Here is a 16,363-nt window from a genome sequence, read left to right as displayed (position 1 = left end):
TATTTTATAAGAGTTCCATCTTATTTTTTAATTGAAGTTGATTTGGATTTGTGTAAAGCAACGTTGTATGAATATTAGAATGTCCAGCCTGATTTGCAACTTCATGAATACTGAATCCTTTTTCAATTGCATTTGTACAGAAAAAATGTCGAAGTTGATGAGGTGTAATCATCTCACTATATGATTGAAAAATACGGTTTACAACCGTACGGTCGAGTTTCTCCCGTTTCTTACTAATAAATAGATAAGGTGACTGTTGTGCCACGCTATATGTTTTTCGTTCTAAAAGATAATCTCTAAGCGCATGAATGACTTTACTGTTTAACAACACAACTCGTTGCTTTTCACCTTCTCCATTTCGAATAATACATTCCCCAGTTTGTAAGTTAAAATCATTCATTTTGATAGACAACGCTTCAGAGATTCGAAGCCCTGTGTAAGCTAATAGAATTACAATTGCATAATTACGTTTGTTTTTATTTTCTAACACATCTTGTAAAAACTTCTTCACCTCTATATCTGCAATTTTGGTAGGAGATGCATAAGGTGTCTGAACTTTCATCATATCTGTTTTAAAAATCACCTGGTCTTCCTGTATACCTTCTTGTATTAAGAATGCGTTAAATTTAGCAAGACCGCTGACCTTATGGTTAATGGTCTTGGCATTGAGCATCTTAATATTTTTTAGAAAACTAATATACTCCAACACACTTTGACGATACAAATTTGTTAAATCTCTATCATATGATTCTTTAAACCACCTTATGTACTGCTTAAGGTCTAATGTGTATCCCTTAATTGTATTTATGCTTTTCCTTTCCTGTTCCAGATAAAAAGAAAATCGTTCTACTATACTCACAGCCTCACTCCTTTCTATAAATTGTGTTGCATAAGTAATCGCAGAGTTTATCCTAAATTGTGTTGTATTAGGTGACGCATGTTTAATTTGAAATTTTCATAAAAGGAAAACCAAACATGTACTTACAGTTAAAAAATAAACGAACCCATATCGAAAAAATGATACTTCTTCCCTAAAATAAGTGGTAAAACTTTCAAATTACTTTTCTACTGTAGAATGAAAATGATACATTAATAATTAAGGTAATACGGTTCACTATTTAATTTTAAATTATTTAGAAAGATATTGAGGTGCAATAGATGATACATAATATCCCAGATATTTATACGAAAAAAATTCTTATAGTAGATGATGAAAAAGAGATTTTAAATTTGTTGGAAGCAGTTTTAAAGAAAGAGGAATTTCAACATATTTATACGTGTACAACAGGAGAAGAAGGAATACGCATGTGTAGGCAAGTACAGCCAGATCTTATCATATTAGATATTATGCTTCCAGATTTAGATGGATATAGTGTTTGTCAGCAAATTCGACAGTTTACATTCGTTCCGATATTCTTCTTATCGGCGAAAAATGAAGATTTAGATAAAATACTTGGATTAAGTATAGGTGGCGATGATTATATTACAAAACCTTTTAGTCCGAAAGAAGTAGCATATAAGATGAAAGCATTTTTTCGACGCAATCAATATCAAGAAAAGGCTCGGAATATGTATCAGTTTGGAGACATTACGGTAGATGAGGCACAAGGAACAGTGTTAAAGGCTGATACATTACTAACTTTAACAGCAAAAGAATTTAATATATTACTATTTTTAATAAAGAACCCAAATCAAATTTTTAGTAAGGCTCGCTTATATGAAGCTGTCTGGGGGGAAACGTATCTGGGTAATGACAATATTATAATGGTACATATGAGACATTTAAGAGAAAAAATAGAGGATAATCCTTCCAAACCTCATTACCTTGTAACAGTAAGGGGACTAGGATATAAACTTAATACAAAAGGTGATGCAAGATGAAGTGGAAGGTCACGAGACTATATATTACCTCATTAATAGGATTAATTATGTTTATCCTAATCGTTCAATTTTTTGCTTTTAGTTATTTAGTATTTACTTATAACCGTGAGGGAATGGACGATCCAGAGGGCTCAGTATTAGCTTTTCAAAAAGAAATCACAATAGAAAGTGGAAGTATCTCTATAACAAATAAAGGAAAAAATTTTTTACAAGAACATGGAGCATGGTTACAAATATTAAATCATAATAGTGATGAAGTATTTCAAATGTATAAGCCTAAAAATACGCCAACTCACTATACTCCTAGTGAGTTGATTTTACGCTATAAGTACGATATTGGGAATTATACAACGTTTGTCGGCAAGTTAGATAAAAGTACACAAGTAGAAAGTTACATTGTCGCTTTCCCTTCAAAACAAGCATTGCGAAAATCTGTCTATTTGAACTTCAATAATTTATCTAGCTTCTATCCATATGGGATTTTAATGTTGATAGGAGTAACAGTGGTTTGTATTTTATTATTTGCTTACATTGTGGCAAGGTATATGTCAAAACCTGTTGTCATGATAATTGAACATATTAATAAATTAAAACAAGGACAATATAAACAAGTACCGGAAGAAAAGGGAATCTATGCAGAGGTGTATACAAATCTGAATCAGTTATCACATCAACTAAAGGATATTAACGTTCAAAGAAAAAGACTAGATACGATGCGAGCAGAATGGATTATAAACATCTCTCATGATTTAAAGACACCGCTTTCCTCTATTAAAGGCTATAGTGAAGTTATAGGGAATCGGGAGTATAAAATTACTGCACAAGAAATGTATCAATATGCAGAAGTAATTCAAAGTAAATCAATTTATATTGAAAAATTGATTGATGATTTAAAACTTACATATCAATTGAAGAATGCGTTGTTACCTATCCATAAAACTACAGTAGATATTGTGAATCTCACCCGAGAAACAATTATTGAATTTATGAATATGCCTCAATATGAGAATCGATTAATTGAATTTGAATGCCCTCAGGAAGAACTAATTATAAAAGCAGATCAGGGATTAATTCAACGTGCTACAGTAAACCTATTGAATAATGCGCTCATTCATACTGATGTTAAAACATTAATACAAGTTCGTATAAAAAAAACATCCGGATACACCATAGTTACGATTGAGGACAATGGTGACGGAATAAATAAAAATGATTTACCACATATTTTTGATCGATACTTCCGTGGTACAAATACTGATCCAAAAAGTGGCTCAGGTTTAGGGATGGCAATTGTAAAGGAAATTATCGTAGCTCACGGTGGAGAAATTACAGTAGAAAGCACCAAAGGAAACGGTACTAAAATTACATTTCAGCTTCCGTTAGAAAATTAAGCTAAACTTAAGGTCAGCTCAATTCAAGATTAAGCAAGAACTTTCATAATAAATGATAGCTTAATCAAGAAAAAGAGGTGCCAATAATGGGAACATATATCGTTGAAACAGAAGATTTGACAAAGACATATGGAGCTGTAAATAGTGTGAATCAATTACAAATGCAAGTTGGTAAAGGTGAAATTTATGGATTCCTAGGTCCAAATGGGGCTGGGAAAACGACGACAATTAGAATGTTACTGGGATTAATAAAACCGTCGAAAGGTAATATTAAGGTATTCAATCGAGATTTAAAAACAAGTCGAATAGATATTTTAAGAGAGGTTGGCTCTCTTGTTGAATCGCCATCTTATTATGGACATTTAACAGGTCATGAAAACCTAGAAGTAATTCGGCAAATGTTACAAGTACCAAAAAAGAATATTGATGAAGTATTGCGTATTGTTCGATTAGAGAAACAAAAAGATAAACTAGTTAAACAATACTCACTTGGAATGAAGCAACGCCTTGGCATAGCAATGGCACTACTTGGAAATCCAAAATTGTTAATTTTAGATGAACCCACAAACGGATTAGACCCTGCCGGGATTCAAGAAATTCGTGAACTCATCAAACAACTGCCAAAACAATATGATATGACAGTTGTTATTTCTAGTCATTTGTTAAATGAGATGGATCAAATTGCAACGCAAGTGGGCATTATTAATAGTGGACAGCTTATTTTTCAAGATAAAATTGAAGTGTTACGCAAAAAAAGCCAGGCAGCAATGAAAATACGCGTAAATGATGTAGTAAAGGCTCATCAAATTTTAGAACAACATCATATTCATCTTAGAATTGAAGGTAATTGTCTAGTTACGCATCAACAAGAGGATCACCTTATTTCTCACATAAATCATTTATTAGTACAGCAGAATTTATCAGTATATCGCATTGAAGAAGAGAAGCATACGTTGGAAGAAATATTTCTAAGCTTAACAGAAAAAGGCGGTGTTTTATAATGATTGCTGCCTTAAGAAGTGAATTATTGAAATTAAAAAGAAAAAAATTATTTTTAGTAGTATTTTTGATACAGTCTTTAGCGTTACTTTGGTTATTTGCTATTGTGTCACAAGAAAAAAAGGAATTTCTAAATTGGGAGTCGCTTCTTTCAAGAGTAAGTATGATAAATGCATTATTTTTACCTATAATGATTGCGACAATTACATCTCGAATTATTGATTTTGAAAATAAGGGGAACACCTGGAAGCTATTGTGTGCAATTCCCACATCCAGGCAGCTAGTATATATAACCAAAATTATCTTTAGTATCTTTTTTCTTGTATATGCAGGTATAATTTCTATTTCTGCAATTATATTAATAGGGAAAATTTTCAATTTTGAAAGTGGAATTCCGGTGATATTATTACTGAAATATGGTTGTTTTACCATTATAGGATGTATTCCAATGGTTATTTTGCAACTCTGGATATCTTTGGTAGTGAAAAATCAAGTATTTGCTTTAACGGCAGGTGTAATCGGCTCATTTCTTGGGTATTTCGGACAGATGTTACCTTGGAAAACATGGATAATTTGGACCTATTCATCTCTGACAAATCCAATTTCTTGGGCATTTTCCAATGGGAAAATAGTATTTTTCCCAAACCAAGAAGTCATGATGAATCTTTTGTTAAGTTTAGGAGTTAGTTTATTATTTATCGTTCTCAGCACTGCTCATTTTTCGCAAAAAGATATTCATTAGGAGGATGCAGATATGTTATTAAGCTCATTTCGATGCGAATTATTAAAATTAAAACGTTCAAAAATATGGATTGTAATGACAATCATTCCGCTTATTTGTATTGCGCTTGGACTCATAAATTTTCAAGTAAACTACGATGTCTTAATGACAGTCTCAACAAATGAGTGGGAGAAAGCTTGGACACAAGTTGGATTAATTTATGGATTATTTTTATTTCCTGTTGTAGTAAGTATTTATTGTGCGTTTGTATGCCGCTTTGAACATAGCGAGGGAAATTGGAAAAAAATCATCTCTTTACCAATTCCATTTCGATATGTGTACATGGCAAAGTTATTAGTAATCTTTATGTTAACTTTATTGACACAAGTATTTTTTTTAATTGCCTATATCTTAATTGGTAAGCTACTAGGTATTACAAGTCCTATTCCTTGGGTTTCATTATTAAATTGGTCATTCAATGGATGGATTGGTACATTTTCAATTGCTGCACTACAATTATTCCTTTCATCTTCTATAAAAAGTTTTGCTGTTCCAGTTGGAATGAGTTTTGGTTTTACATGTATAGGAATGATATTTCATTACTTAAATATCGGGTATGTATGGCCATATGCACAACCAGGATTAGCAATGGACCCTATTCATCTAGAAGGCCTGCAGACTTTCTTTCAGTTTAGTAGCTTTTATTTGTTAAGTTGCTTATTAGTTATTATATTTACTTTTGTTGGAGTTCGAAGATTTACAATAAAAGATATTATATGAATAGAAGTACAGCGAAATTATTGAAATATTAGTGGACAGAACAGATAAAATTTCTAAGTGGAATACGTGTATTAAGAAAAAGAGACAATTTTACTCTTGATAGGGTAAAATTGTCTCTTTTTCTGTCGAAATTTGCTTAGCGTGGGTTTTTTCCGAAATGCTGGCGGTACCCCATTGCTATCAAGCTAAGCTCATACAACGTCAATTAAAGTAGAGGTTGTTTCTTTTTTATAAAATTTATGTGTAGGGAACCTAAAGATCTGCACACGAAATAAACCCTAACGGGTTTCATTTTTTTGAATTAAGCCGCTTGATTATCAGACATGGTACAATTGTAAACGACACCTAATATATCAAAGACTGTTTTCTTCTCATATCGATGAGATTTTCTCCCGTTTTGCTGTAGGAGGTTGAACAGGCGAATTAGAATCTTTGATAGCTCTTGGGTGTCTTTCTGTATTGCTTGGAAAAGAAGAAGAAAGTAATCTTTAATCATATATATGGCCTTATATTCACTCAGTTCTCGTTTCTTTTTCATAAGAAGCAATTGCCGCATTTGAAACATGGTAGAAGAACAAAGTAAAATGGCAATCAGTTGCCCATACAAATGGCATTCCAATCGTTCTCGTTTTATCTTTTTACAATGATGAATATGAAAGAATGATTTCCACGTTTTAAATAAAATCTCGATTTGCCAACGTAAAGAATACCAATCATGTACTTGTCCCATCGGGACAATATCTATAGGGGTATTTGTCATATATACATTGATACCGCTAAGTCGTTTACTACGAGCAGAATACTTCATTCCTTTCTTTTTTTCTCTTACAGTTTGATCGTGTAATCGTTTTTGTTGTTGTTCTTTTGTTAGTCGATGAACAATCACACGAGTTGGGACTTTATCAGTCATTCCTACATAAGCGTTGGATATTTCGCATGTTTGTCCTGGCTGAAGAGAGTTCATTAAAACCTCCATATTTATCTGGATATACTCTGTACCTTTCTTAATTCTTCCATCTTGAAAATAATCAGGGTTAGGATTTTTTTGATAAATACGTGTATTCGATTTGATACGTGATATATAATAAGCCTTTTTATCTTGTATATGTTGAAGATCTTTCAAATGAAAATAACCTAAATCTCGGATACATAAATCATTCGCTGTTATAGTTGGGGCACACAGGGAACCGTAGGTTCGATCATGTTGTTTACCTGGACCTGTATGAATATGAAGGAATTGTCCACTTAATAAATCATACTCAAGCTGTATCTTTACTCCCGCTGTATGGCTGCATCCTCCCGCACTAGGATAAATTGATGAAAATATATCCGGAAGTTGAAATGCAGTTGAATCTAAAATACGAATACGCTTGAAAACAGAAGTATATGGATAAGAAATCGGCATAGGTGAGGTCAGTTTTTGGTTTAGTAGTTTAGCTAATAGGTGTTGTAAAAATTGAACAGCCGCTTTATTAAATCGTTGATTCAAGCCCTCAGGGCTGATGAGTACTTCTGTTGATGCTTCTAAACAGCTAGATAACTGAGTTAAAGAAGTCATAGCTACATTTTGGCTCACCCATACACATAAAGCTATTAAATCTTTTGCTTGGTACTTACTGGTTCGTTGTACAAAACCAACATCTCTAGCAAGATCCCGTAAGGTATTTGGAGATAAAAAACTTTGAATCTCTTGAGCAAATAGTTGTAATTCGTCAGACACAGAAACAGACACAAAAAACGCCATCCTTTCCTATGATTCTACAGAAAGAATAGCGTATTTTTTCATTTGAAGGAAATTTAATTTTGTTAGCTTGATAGCGATGTGGCGGTACCCCTACCAGTTTTAAATATATCTATTTCACCAAAATGTCTTACTTTATTAGTAATATTACCACCTTCTTTCTCAATAGCTTTAACCCCAGTCATTGGTGCGAATTTGTCTTCTACATTCATATTCCCTTCAGTAGGTACAGTTAACTCAGGCTCTTGAATCTCAATAGGTTTTTCTTTTTCTTTAACTGTTACAGTTTGTATTTGAGTTGCCAAATGACCTGCAGAATCTTTAACTGTGTATTTAATCGTGCAAGTGCCAGGTGTATTTGTATCTACTTCACCTTCATATTTTACTTCTGATGTAAGGTCACCATCTTCTTTATCAGTAGCACTTACATCTCTCATTGGATCGAATTTATCCCCTTCCGAAATTGTAGTTTCTGAGGGTACTTTTAGTAATGGCGGCTCATCTTTTATTTCTTCTTTCTCTTTAACCGTTACCGTTTGTTTTGCGTTTACTTTATGACTTTTAGAGTCTTTAACTGTGTAAGTTAGCTCGTAAGTCCCTGCTTTAGAGGTATCTACTTTACCGTCAACTGTTATTTTATTAGTAAGGTCTCCGTCTTCCTTATCAGTAGCAGACACTCCTGACATTGGGTCGAATGAATTACCTATATTAACTGTCGCTCCAACAGGTACTGTAAAATTCGGTTCCATATCTGGAATTTCTTCTACAATTACAGGTTTAGAATCTGTGGCTTCCCAAATAGGTGCGGTTAATATTGGATAGTTCAAAGCTTCTATTTTTTGTCGCGTTTCTTGCGATGCTTTCAGTCCCCATTGATCAAAAAACGGGAGTACATTTTGTTTCGCTACTTTGGATGTATTGTAAATAAATGCTTGAATTTTCTCTTCATCCGTTTTTGGAAGTTGATCCTTTGGTAACTCTCGATATAGTTTGTGAAGATTCGGATAAAAATCCTCACCATATGCGAGATGAAGTTGCCAAAGCATAACAAGTTTCACAAACAAGTCATTAATATTTTTATAGTCTTTATCTGTTTGTTTTAAGTATACAAAGGCTTTATCGTAATCACCGGATTTTTCTAAACGCGTCGGTTGATTCGGGAATAATCGCTTTTGTGCAGCTAAAGAATATAGATTAACAGTTACTTCACCCATTCCTCTTAAATCATTCCACGTCCATGGGTGTTGTTGTCTTGCATGTCCCGCTTCGTGCATTTGTCCCCATCCAAATTTATTTACATTTAAAGCACTTTCAATTGCGTTACCAGCAGTAGTAAATGCAGCTCCATCTAGACTTGCATACATGCCCCATGTTGGTTTGTTAGGATTTTCTATAAAGGCCCAAATACGTTGAGTCGAACGATGTAAAGGATTAGGATCTGTTTCAGATAATCCAGATATTTTATCTTGCGCTCGAATCATTTCATCATAGGTTTCTAATAACGGGATAGGGTCTTGATTCACTATATGCTTCTTAGCACTATCTTGAGTAACCGTAAGCACTGCTTTCTTTGATTTTAATTGAACAGCATGTGCATTTGGATACTTGTCCATCATCGAAATCCAGTCTGCTTTCGTATGCTTTCCTAATTCAAAGAGCGGGACATGGCTCCCGCCTTGTGTGACTTTCACCTTAACTGTTCCTGTAGTTTGATTATTATCAAGTCCTAATAACCCACCATTTGGAGATGAAATCTTATTCGTACCAGGAGAAAGTTTAATTTCTTTTCCCCATTCTTTATCATAGCCATGTGTTCCAATAATTGCTCTAATCTTATTCGTTCCTGATACTTCAACTGTAACTTCTTCATTCGGTTGTATATAAATTCCAGTTGGTATATAGGTTTTTTGTTCACTTCTTCTCTCTCTTGTTGCTTCATCCTGATAGCTTCCTGTAGCTGGTAGGTCAAACTCCCTTAGTTCATATTGATTTGTAGTTGGTTGATTAACTGTTTCAGCGTGTACATTTAAATTGTTTGTTATAATAGGTGTAAATAATGTAGTTGTCAAAATAGCAGATGTCGCAAGTACTTTCATCGGTTTTTGAAATATATAATGATTCCTTTTCTGCATATAAATAATCCTTTCTTTTTCAATTTGTTCCATTAAACTCCTTTTGTTGAACGAATGTAATTAATTTCAATCTCCTGGCGAGTTTATATTTCTGAAATTTCAGAAATATAAACTCAAAAATCTTCCTATAGTTTAATAAATATAAAACATACTAGAAGAAAGAAATTTTCAACCTTGTTTATACTAAATAATTACAAAAGATAAGGTATGAGAATGAAACGAACCCATTTCCTTTTTTCTTATTAATAAGAATTTAACATCGAACAAGTCTTACTGCAACATAATTTGACAATTATATCTTTTTTTCGACAATTTTCTTATCTTGCTAAATGAGTAGTCTCACATCTCTCAACAAAAATTTAAAAAATATAAGCGACTTATCATAAGTCGCTTATACGTAAAAACTTATTTTATTTTGGTCAATACATCTCAATTGACTCACAGGTCTTCCCACATGCTGATACACCATTTTATTCTCTAATATTCCGATTTCAGTCAAAAACATGACATACTTTCGAATAGAAACTCTTGAAACCCCTACTAATTGTGCCATTTCATCTGTTGTAAACGTCCGTCCATTCAGTGACTCAATTTTCTCCCAAATTAATTGTAACGTTTGTTTCGTTAACCCTTTTGGAAGCTCTTTAGTGACAATAGGCTCTCTTTTTTCCTTTTGTAAAATTAAAGAATCTAATTCCGATTGACTAATTTTTTGTTGTTCTGTCATGAAAGTAAGTTTTTCTCGATATATAGTTAATGCCTCTTTAAATCTTTCAAATGTAAAGGGTTTAATTAAATAATCTACTACGCCATAATGTAATGCTTTTTTAATACTCCCCATATCATGTACAGCTGAAATCATTATAATATCAATTTCTTTCTCTTGATTCCGAATATACATTAAAAGCTCAAATCCAGTCTCTTCAGGCATAAAAATATCAAGTAATACCAAATCTACTCGCGATTTCTCTAATACTTCTATCGCCGATTTTACTGAGTTAACTGCTTGAACAAGTTCAAACCCTCCTACTTGTTCTAAATAATGTGTATTTAACATTGCTACCATCGGATCATCTTCTACAATTAAAACTTTAATCATATTTGCCCCTCATCCCTACTATTAGGTATTTCAATTGTTATCTTTGTTCCCTCTCCTAACGATGAATAAATATAAATCTCCCCATTTATTCGCTGTGTACTTTCCTTTACAAGATACAAGCCATAACCGCGATTATCTCCCTTTGTGGAATAACCTTTTGTAAACAATTTATCCAGCATATCTTCTGGTATTCCACTTCCTGTATCTTGTACTGTTATCATTAAAGCATCTCCATGTTGTATTCCAACTTCAACTTGTTTTTTCTCACAATTCATTACTGCGTCAAATGCATTATTAATTAAATTTCCAACAATTGTAATAAGTTCATGGATGATACACTCATCATATATATCTGGTAAGTCCGATTCTTCACTTATAATTAACTTTATATTTTTCTCCCTAGCATAGCTAAGTTTACCTAGTAAAAAACCAGCAAATACTGGACTTTTAATTCTTTTCATAACCCCACCAATTTCATATTGATGCTCTGATACCATACGACTTACATATTTCTGCAATTCTTCATACTGTTTCATATGTGTAAGCCCTAAGACGACATGCATTTTATTCATAAATTCATGAGATTGTGCCCGTAATGCTTCCGCATATAGCTTAATACCAGTTAGTTCTTCTGCTAATTGTCTAATCTCTGTTTTATCACGAAATGTTGCAATTGCACCAACTATTTCTCCTTTTACATATAAAGGAACCCGATTCGTAACAATTGTAATCCCATAAACAGTTTGTTCCTCGTTTAATTGTACATCTCCTGTTTGCAACACTTCTTTTATACGTGAATTCGGCGTATACACTTCAAGATTTTTACCGATAATATCTCCTGTAAGTCCACCTTTCTTTAATATTCGTTTTGCTTCATTATTTATTAAAGTTACATTGGCATCTTTATCTACAGCAATAATACCCTCCTTCACCGAAAGTAACATCGCATTTCTTTCTTCAAGAATTTTCGCTATCCTATGTGGCTCAAGACCAAATAAACTTTTCTTTATATGTCTAGCTAGCAATATCGCCCCTATAATACCAACTAATATTCCTACTCCAACACCGATATAAATAATATGTCTACTTTTTTTCACACTCTCTTTCACATTATCAGCTGAAATGCCAACAGCGACCGCACCAAGTTGCTCACCTGTTTCAGCAAAAATAGGTACGAATACTCGCATAGAAACCCCTAAAGTTCCTTCTGCAAGTGAAACATGTTCCTGTCCCTTCAATGCAGGTCCCTCATCTCCTCCAATAAAATGATGACCTATTTTTTTTGGATCTGGGTGAGACTTTCTTATTCCGCCCATGTCCATAACGACAATAAATTGAACATCTGTATTTTTTAATAGCCTATTTGTATACGTTTGGATTGCGGAAGTATCTGCTTTGCCTGTTAAACCATCGATTACAACTGAATCATTCGCCACAATACGTGCAATCGTTTTTGCTTTCTCTGCTTGGCTATCCTCCGTTGCCCGTTCTACATTATGACTAATTAATATATCTGTTACAAGTAAAGAAAACATTACAACTGTACACACTAATAATGTGATTGTTTTCCATAAATCCAATAGTTTTTTCCTTTTTTTCATCTCTTCATTGACTCCTCTAATTCTTCTACGCGATCTTTGGTAAATATAAAATAGGTGAGCTGTTATTATACTTTAAATTTACTCATTATTTTTTTGGAGTTTTTCTATCGTTTCTTCTAAGTTTTGATTAGCTGCAAAATTTATTCCATAATAAAAAATAAGAGAAATTTATTATTTTCATTTCTTTTGTAGCAAGGATTATAAAATGGTTATTTTAGTCAACTTATACTTCTCACAAAATACTTCTAAATTACTCATAAAAGTTAATCTATCGTATTGCCATCAAGCTAAGAAATACACTCCTCCCTAAAATGCACAAGATGAGCTGAATCCTCATAAATCACTGTATGGTTATAAAGTTTTCTTTTTTTGATTTTGAGAATATCTCAAAATATTAAGTTGATGAACATATGATGGAACACTTAATAAAAGAAGGTAAAGCTTATATAGATACGTACAGAAAATGGATTATTGCATAAAAAAGGCTCCATTGCTGGAGCACTCAAAAAATACTATAAACAAATGGATTAAAAGAAATAACAGACAATTAAACTATACAAATATCTCATAAATAAATCTATATATATTTTTAAAATTACATATGAAAATTTTAATTTGGGGTACTCCTTAAATAAATATTACTTTGTTCGCTCAGCTACAAAAGATGAAGAAAACAGATTTCTATATATTAGGGACGGAAATAAATCTAGTTATGTGGGCCACTCCGGAGAAATACTCAAATAGATATTATAAGTAAAAAACTGTTAATACATACCTCCATTGTGTGAGATTGATATAAAAAAAGTTCCCTTTCTAGGGAACTTTTTTTATATCTTATTCAATGGTATATCGGCTATCTTCTGAAACATATAAACTTTTTGAATTAATTTCTATACTACAATCCCCTAATCGCCGCTTTACTTCTGATAGTAATTTTTCATTTGCTTCCTCTAAAGAACTTGCTGGAATCACCGTAGATTGTGAGCTTGATACTTTACCACTATACATCACTGAAAAATTTAATTCATATTGATGTATCAAGATTTCTCCACTCCTTTTTTCCCTAAGTTTTCTCACAGATCATTCTTATTTGTTGTTTACAATTATAATTTTTAAAGATAGGGACACACTTTGATACATATCAGATTTTTCTTAGTTAGGTGATAGCACACCGCAATCTTGCACGTCAGCGATACCAGAAATGGACTTCGCCTTTGGTAGCAAGAATCCCACTGACGTTAGTCAGCTGGCCCCTTTAGGGGGAGGAGTATTAATTAATAAAATATATGCAATAACTTTTAAAAAAATCATTGTTCCATCTCAGTTCTCTCATAAATTTATTTAAACTATTTAAAACCTCGAATAACATAGAAGATTTTATATCAATACCGAAGTGTATTGATATGTAGTAATTCATCAGATACAGAAATAGATATACAAAAAACGCTAACTTGAATATAACAAAATTCTTGCAAATCTATAAAAATTAAAATTAGTGGTTCAGTTGCAAAGTTTACTAAATGAGTCTACACTCCATCGCTATCTGATGAGTATGCTATATTTGAAAAAAATCCCGATATACTTGTGACCATGTAAAAAAGCACCCTGTAAACAGGGTGCTTCACTTCTACCTAATGACTAATATTAGCAGTTGGGTATAAAGTTGTTCCTCCAATTGAAACTTTTATTTCATTTGTTACTGGAACATTTTGTTCATTAATAATTGTTCTCCACCATTCCCATGCAAGACCTGTACATTCTCTCGCTACGACTTTTACATTTTTTGAATTCGGTGGAAGTGGTATTACTGTAGAGTAATGAGCCGTTTTATCTTGGTTGTTTCCTTCCCAAGTTTTATGTGTTAGTACTTCTTTCCCATTTTGATCAAATGTGAATTCATCCCAAGATACATCAAATTGAGCAACGTAAGCACCGTAATGATCAAGTGTCATTTTAGCACTTGAATATTCTGTAGTTGTCGTCTCAATATAATCTGTATTGTTATGAACAGCAGCAGTTGCATTATCTTTTAAGAAAGTGCTTGTATATGAAATTGGGTATGCTGGATTTTTAAAACTTAATTCAGCATTATCTTTAATGATATTTCGGATTTCATTGAAATCTTTAGTAACAACCTTGTTATGCTCTTTCGCATCTCCGCCTAATACTACAGCGGTAAAGGTACTTTCTTCAAAAATATCTTTGTACTGTCCACTCGCTTCAACGCCTTGACCCTTAATTAGAGCTTTAAAAGCAGATTGTACATCTTTACTTTTAGATGATGTTTCTAATTTTACATAAACGGTTCTACCATAAGCTACATTTGACACCATAACAGGCGGAGTCGTATTACTTACCCCTTTACGAGTCAACTCATCAAACGTAACACTGTTATCAAAAAGATCAGATGGATTGTTAGGTAGTTCAGCACTTACGGTATAAAATATTTGCTTATATGCCGCAATCATCACTTTTTTCTCTCCATTTGCAACGGCATTAAAGTCAATGTTTAGACTGTTATCAAGATATTTAGCGTTGACATTAAGAGCACTTGCGATTTGTGATTTACTATACACCATAGATTCTGTATACTGCATTCTTGCAGGTAACGAATGTGTTGATGCATACTTCTCATTCCAAGTAGATACTAAATCATCTACTGCTCCAGACACATTACCATATGTCGGATTCTGGACAGATATCATATTTTCTTTCCTCATTCCAGGTAAGTCTATACTAATATTTAAAGGTTTTCTCTTAGCCACTAATAAACTAGGTTGATTATCTGCAAAAGCTTTATTTGCAAGTTGTACTGCTCCTGGATACGTACGATTAGCCACAGAATCAATAATTGAAATATCCACAGGTGAAGTTGTAAGTGATTTTTTCTCACGTTCCACTACTACAAATTTACCATTTGAATTTGTACTTTCTTTCGGAACAAAACTCTCTACTTTATCCCCATTTACTGCTAAAATCTCTTGATTGTTATACTTTAAATTTGCTATGCCAGTATCAATGCCAATAGCTTGTTTGGGTGCATTAGCTGAATTACTTTTAGGTGTTTCCGCTAATGAAATAGATGAATAATTAATAGTGCAAAAGCTAATTAATAAACTTGCTAGTAATTTTTTTCCTTTTGTATTTCTTGTAGTCTTCACAAAAATCAACTTCTTCCTTTTTTCGTATTAAGGTATAATAATTATTTGTAAATAATTGCTAAATAATGAACTTACATAAATGCTTTTAAAAGTTCTTGAATTAATGGGAGTACTCCACCTATAAATTTTAAAATTATCATATTATTTCCGCCCCTTTTGTTGTTGCTAAGATGTGATTTATCTTTATACTCTCATTGTAGTAAGCGCTTACAATTCTATCAATACATTTTTATATGTAATATTGCATATTAATAATGTTAAAGGGACTTTACTCACACAAATGATCTGTATATCAATTCATCTTTGATATACAGATCATTTGTATTATAATTTTTATAAATAATTGCTAAATAGTGAATTTACATAAATGCTTTTAGAAGTTCTTGAACTAATGGGATTGCTCCACCTATAAATTTTAAAACTGCCATTGCGATTTCCATATTATTTCCTCCTCTTTTGTTAGTACTAGGATGTGATTAATCTTTATACCCTTATTATAGTAATCGTTTACATTTGTAACAATACATTTCTGTATGCAATATTGCATATTTATACGTTTAGACAAAAATTAGACCTCTATTCGTGATTCTTTAATGGTACCATAGCAAGGTGAGAGTCTTTAAAGGTTCTTCTTAATAGGAGGAAATATGGAAAGAGTACAAGAGATTTACAGTAATCTAAAATTTAAGAGTTGGGTTAAACAGGTATTAGCTGTAGGCGGAATGGTAGGGTTCTGCTACTTGGTGTTATATGTTTTCTGTTTCTTATTTGCCATGTAAAAATTATACAACTACACTAGTGGAGTCTTGCCTAGAGAGGTAAGGCTTTCTTGTTGTACTTGAGATGAACAAACTGCA

General features: G+C 32.7%; 12 protein-coding genes and 1 pseudogene. 5 read left to right on the top strand and 8 right to left on the bottom strand.

Translation table 11 applies throughout. The features are described from left to right. Positions 1–4 precede the first annotated feature (4 nt). Positions 5–859, bottom strand: a complete 855-nt coding sequence (locus DM800_RS14030) for a tyrosine-type recombinase/integrase (protein WP_147787057.1) — start codon at positions 857–859, stop codon at positions 5–7. A gap of 299 nt (positions 860–1,158) precedes the next feature. On the opposite strand from DM800_RS14030, the gene DM800_RS14025 reads away from it, so the two are divergent. The 5 genes from DM800_RS14025 (at position 1,159) to DM800_RS14005 (ending at position 5,772) form a co-directional block, all read left to right on the top strand. Next, positions 1,159–1,881: a response regulator transcription factor gene (locus DM800_RS14025; RefSeq protein WP_147787056.1), complete on the top strand. Its 723-nt coding sequence runs from the start codon at positions 1,159–1,161 to the stop codon at positions 1,879–1,881. Next, positions 1,878–3,272: a sensor histidine kinase gene (locus tag DM800_RS14020; RefSeq protein WP_147787055.1), complete on the top strand. Its 1,395-nt coding sequence runs from the start codon at positions 1,878–1,880 to the stop codon at positions 3,270–3,272. The genes DM800_RS14025 and DM800_RS14020 overlap by 4 nt, the downstream gene beginning before the upstream one ends. An 86-nt stretch (positions 3,273–3,358) precedes the next feature. Then, on the top strand, positions 3,359–4,273 hold the full coding sequence (locus DM800_RS14015) for an ABC transporter ATP-binding protein (RefSeq protein ID WP_147787054.1): 915 nt from the start codon (positions 3,359–3,361) through the stop codon (positions 4,271–4,273). Next, positions 4,273–5,013 (top strand): ABC transporter permease, encoded by a 741-nt coding sequence (locus DM800_RS14010; protein WP_098157090.1) that lies wholly within the window; start codon positions 4,273–4,275, stop codon positions 5,011–5,013. Before DM800_RS14015 ends, DM800_RS14010 begins: the two co-directional genes overlap by 1 nt. Before the next feature lie 12 nt (positions 5,014–5,025). Beyond that, complete coding sequence (locus DM800_RS14005) at positions 5,026–5,772, top strand: ABC transporter permease (protein WP_088083321.1); 747 nt, start codon at positions 5,026–5,028, stop codon at positions 5,770–5,772. A 301-nt stretch (positions 5,773–6,073) separates the two neighbouring features. Here the strand turns inward: DM800_RS14005 and DM800_RS13995 are convergent, their stop codons facing one another. From DM800_RS13995 to DM800_RS29915, 7 genes and pseudogenes are all read right to left on the bottom strand, one after another. Then, positions 6,074–7,504: an IS4 family transposase gene (locus DM800_RS13995; protein WP_147787053.1), complete on the bottom strand. Its 1,431-nt coding sequence runs from the start codon at positions 7,502–7,504 to the stop codon at positions 6,074–6,076. A gap of 74 nt (positions 7,505–7,578) precedes the next feature. Then, positions 7,579–9,645: a M60 family metallopeptidase gene (locus DM800_RS13990; protein ID WP_370512869.1), complete on the bottom strand. Its 2,067-nt coding sequence runs from the start codon at positions 9,643–9,645 to the stop codon at positions 7,579–7,581. A 391-nt stretch (positions 9,646–10,036) separates the two neighbouring features. Beyond that, entirely contained in the window at positions 10,037–10,744 is a 708-nt protein-coding gene (locus DM800_RS13985; protein WP_046958451.1) for a response regulator, read from the bottom strand. Then, entirely contained in the window at positions 10,741–12,345 is a 1,605-nt protein-coding gene (locus DM800_RS13980) for a sensor histidine kinase (protein ID WP_147787052.1), read from the bottom strand. The genes DM800_RS13985 and DM800_RS13980 overlap by 4 nt, the downstream gene beginning before the upstream one ends. An 834-nt stretch (positions 12,346–13,179) precedes the next feature. Further along, entirely contained in the window at positions 13,180–13,386 is a 207-nt protein-coding gene (locus DM800_RS13975) for a hypothetical protein (RefSeq protein WP_000581809.1), read from the bottom strand. Between the two features lie 590 nt (positions 13,387–13,976). Next, positions 13,977–15,506 carry a thiol-activated cytolysin family protein gene (locus tag DM800_RS13970; protein ID WP_370512868.1) on the bottom strand — a complete coding sequence of 510 codons (1,530 nt, stop codon included), beginning with the start codon at positions 15,504–15,506 and terminating at the stop codon, positions 13,977–13,979. 359 nt (positions 15,507–15,865) lie between these two features. Continuing rightward, a pseudogene (locus DM800_RS29915) lies at positions 15,866–16,053 on the bottom strand (hypothetical protein). Between the last annotated feature and the right edge of the window lie 310 nt (positions 16,054–16,363).

The sequence above is a fragment of the Bacillus sp. AY18-3 genome (assembly GCF_008042305.1).
Taxonomy (GTDB): Bacteria; Bacillota; Bacilli; order Bacillales; family Bacillaceae_G; genus Bacillus_A; species Bacillus_A wiedmannii.
The sequence above is the reverse complement of the archived record's forward strand: the minus strand, read 5'-3'. Positions and strand labels throughout refer to the sequence as shown.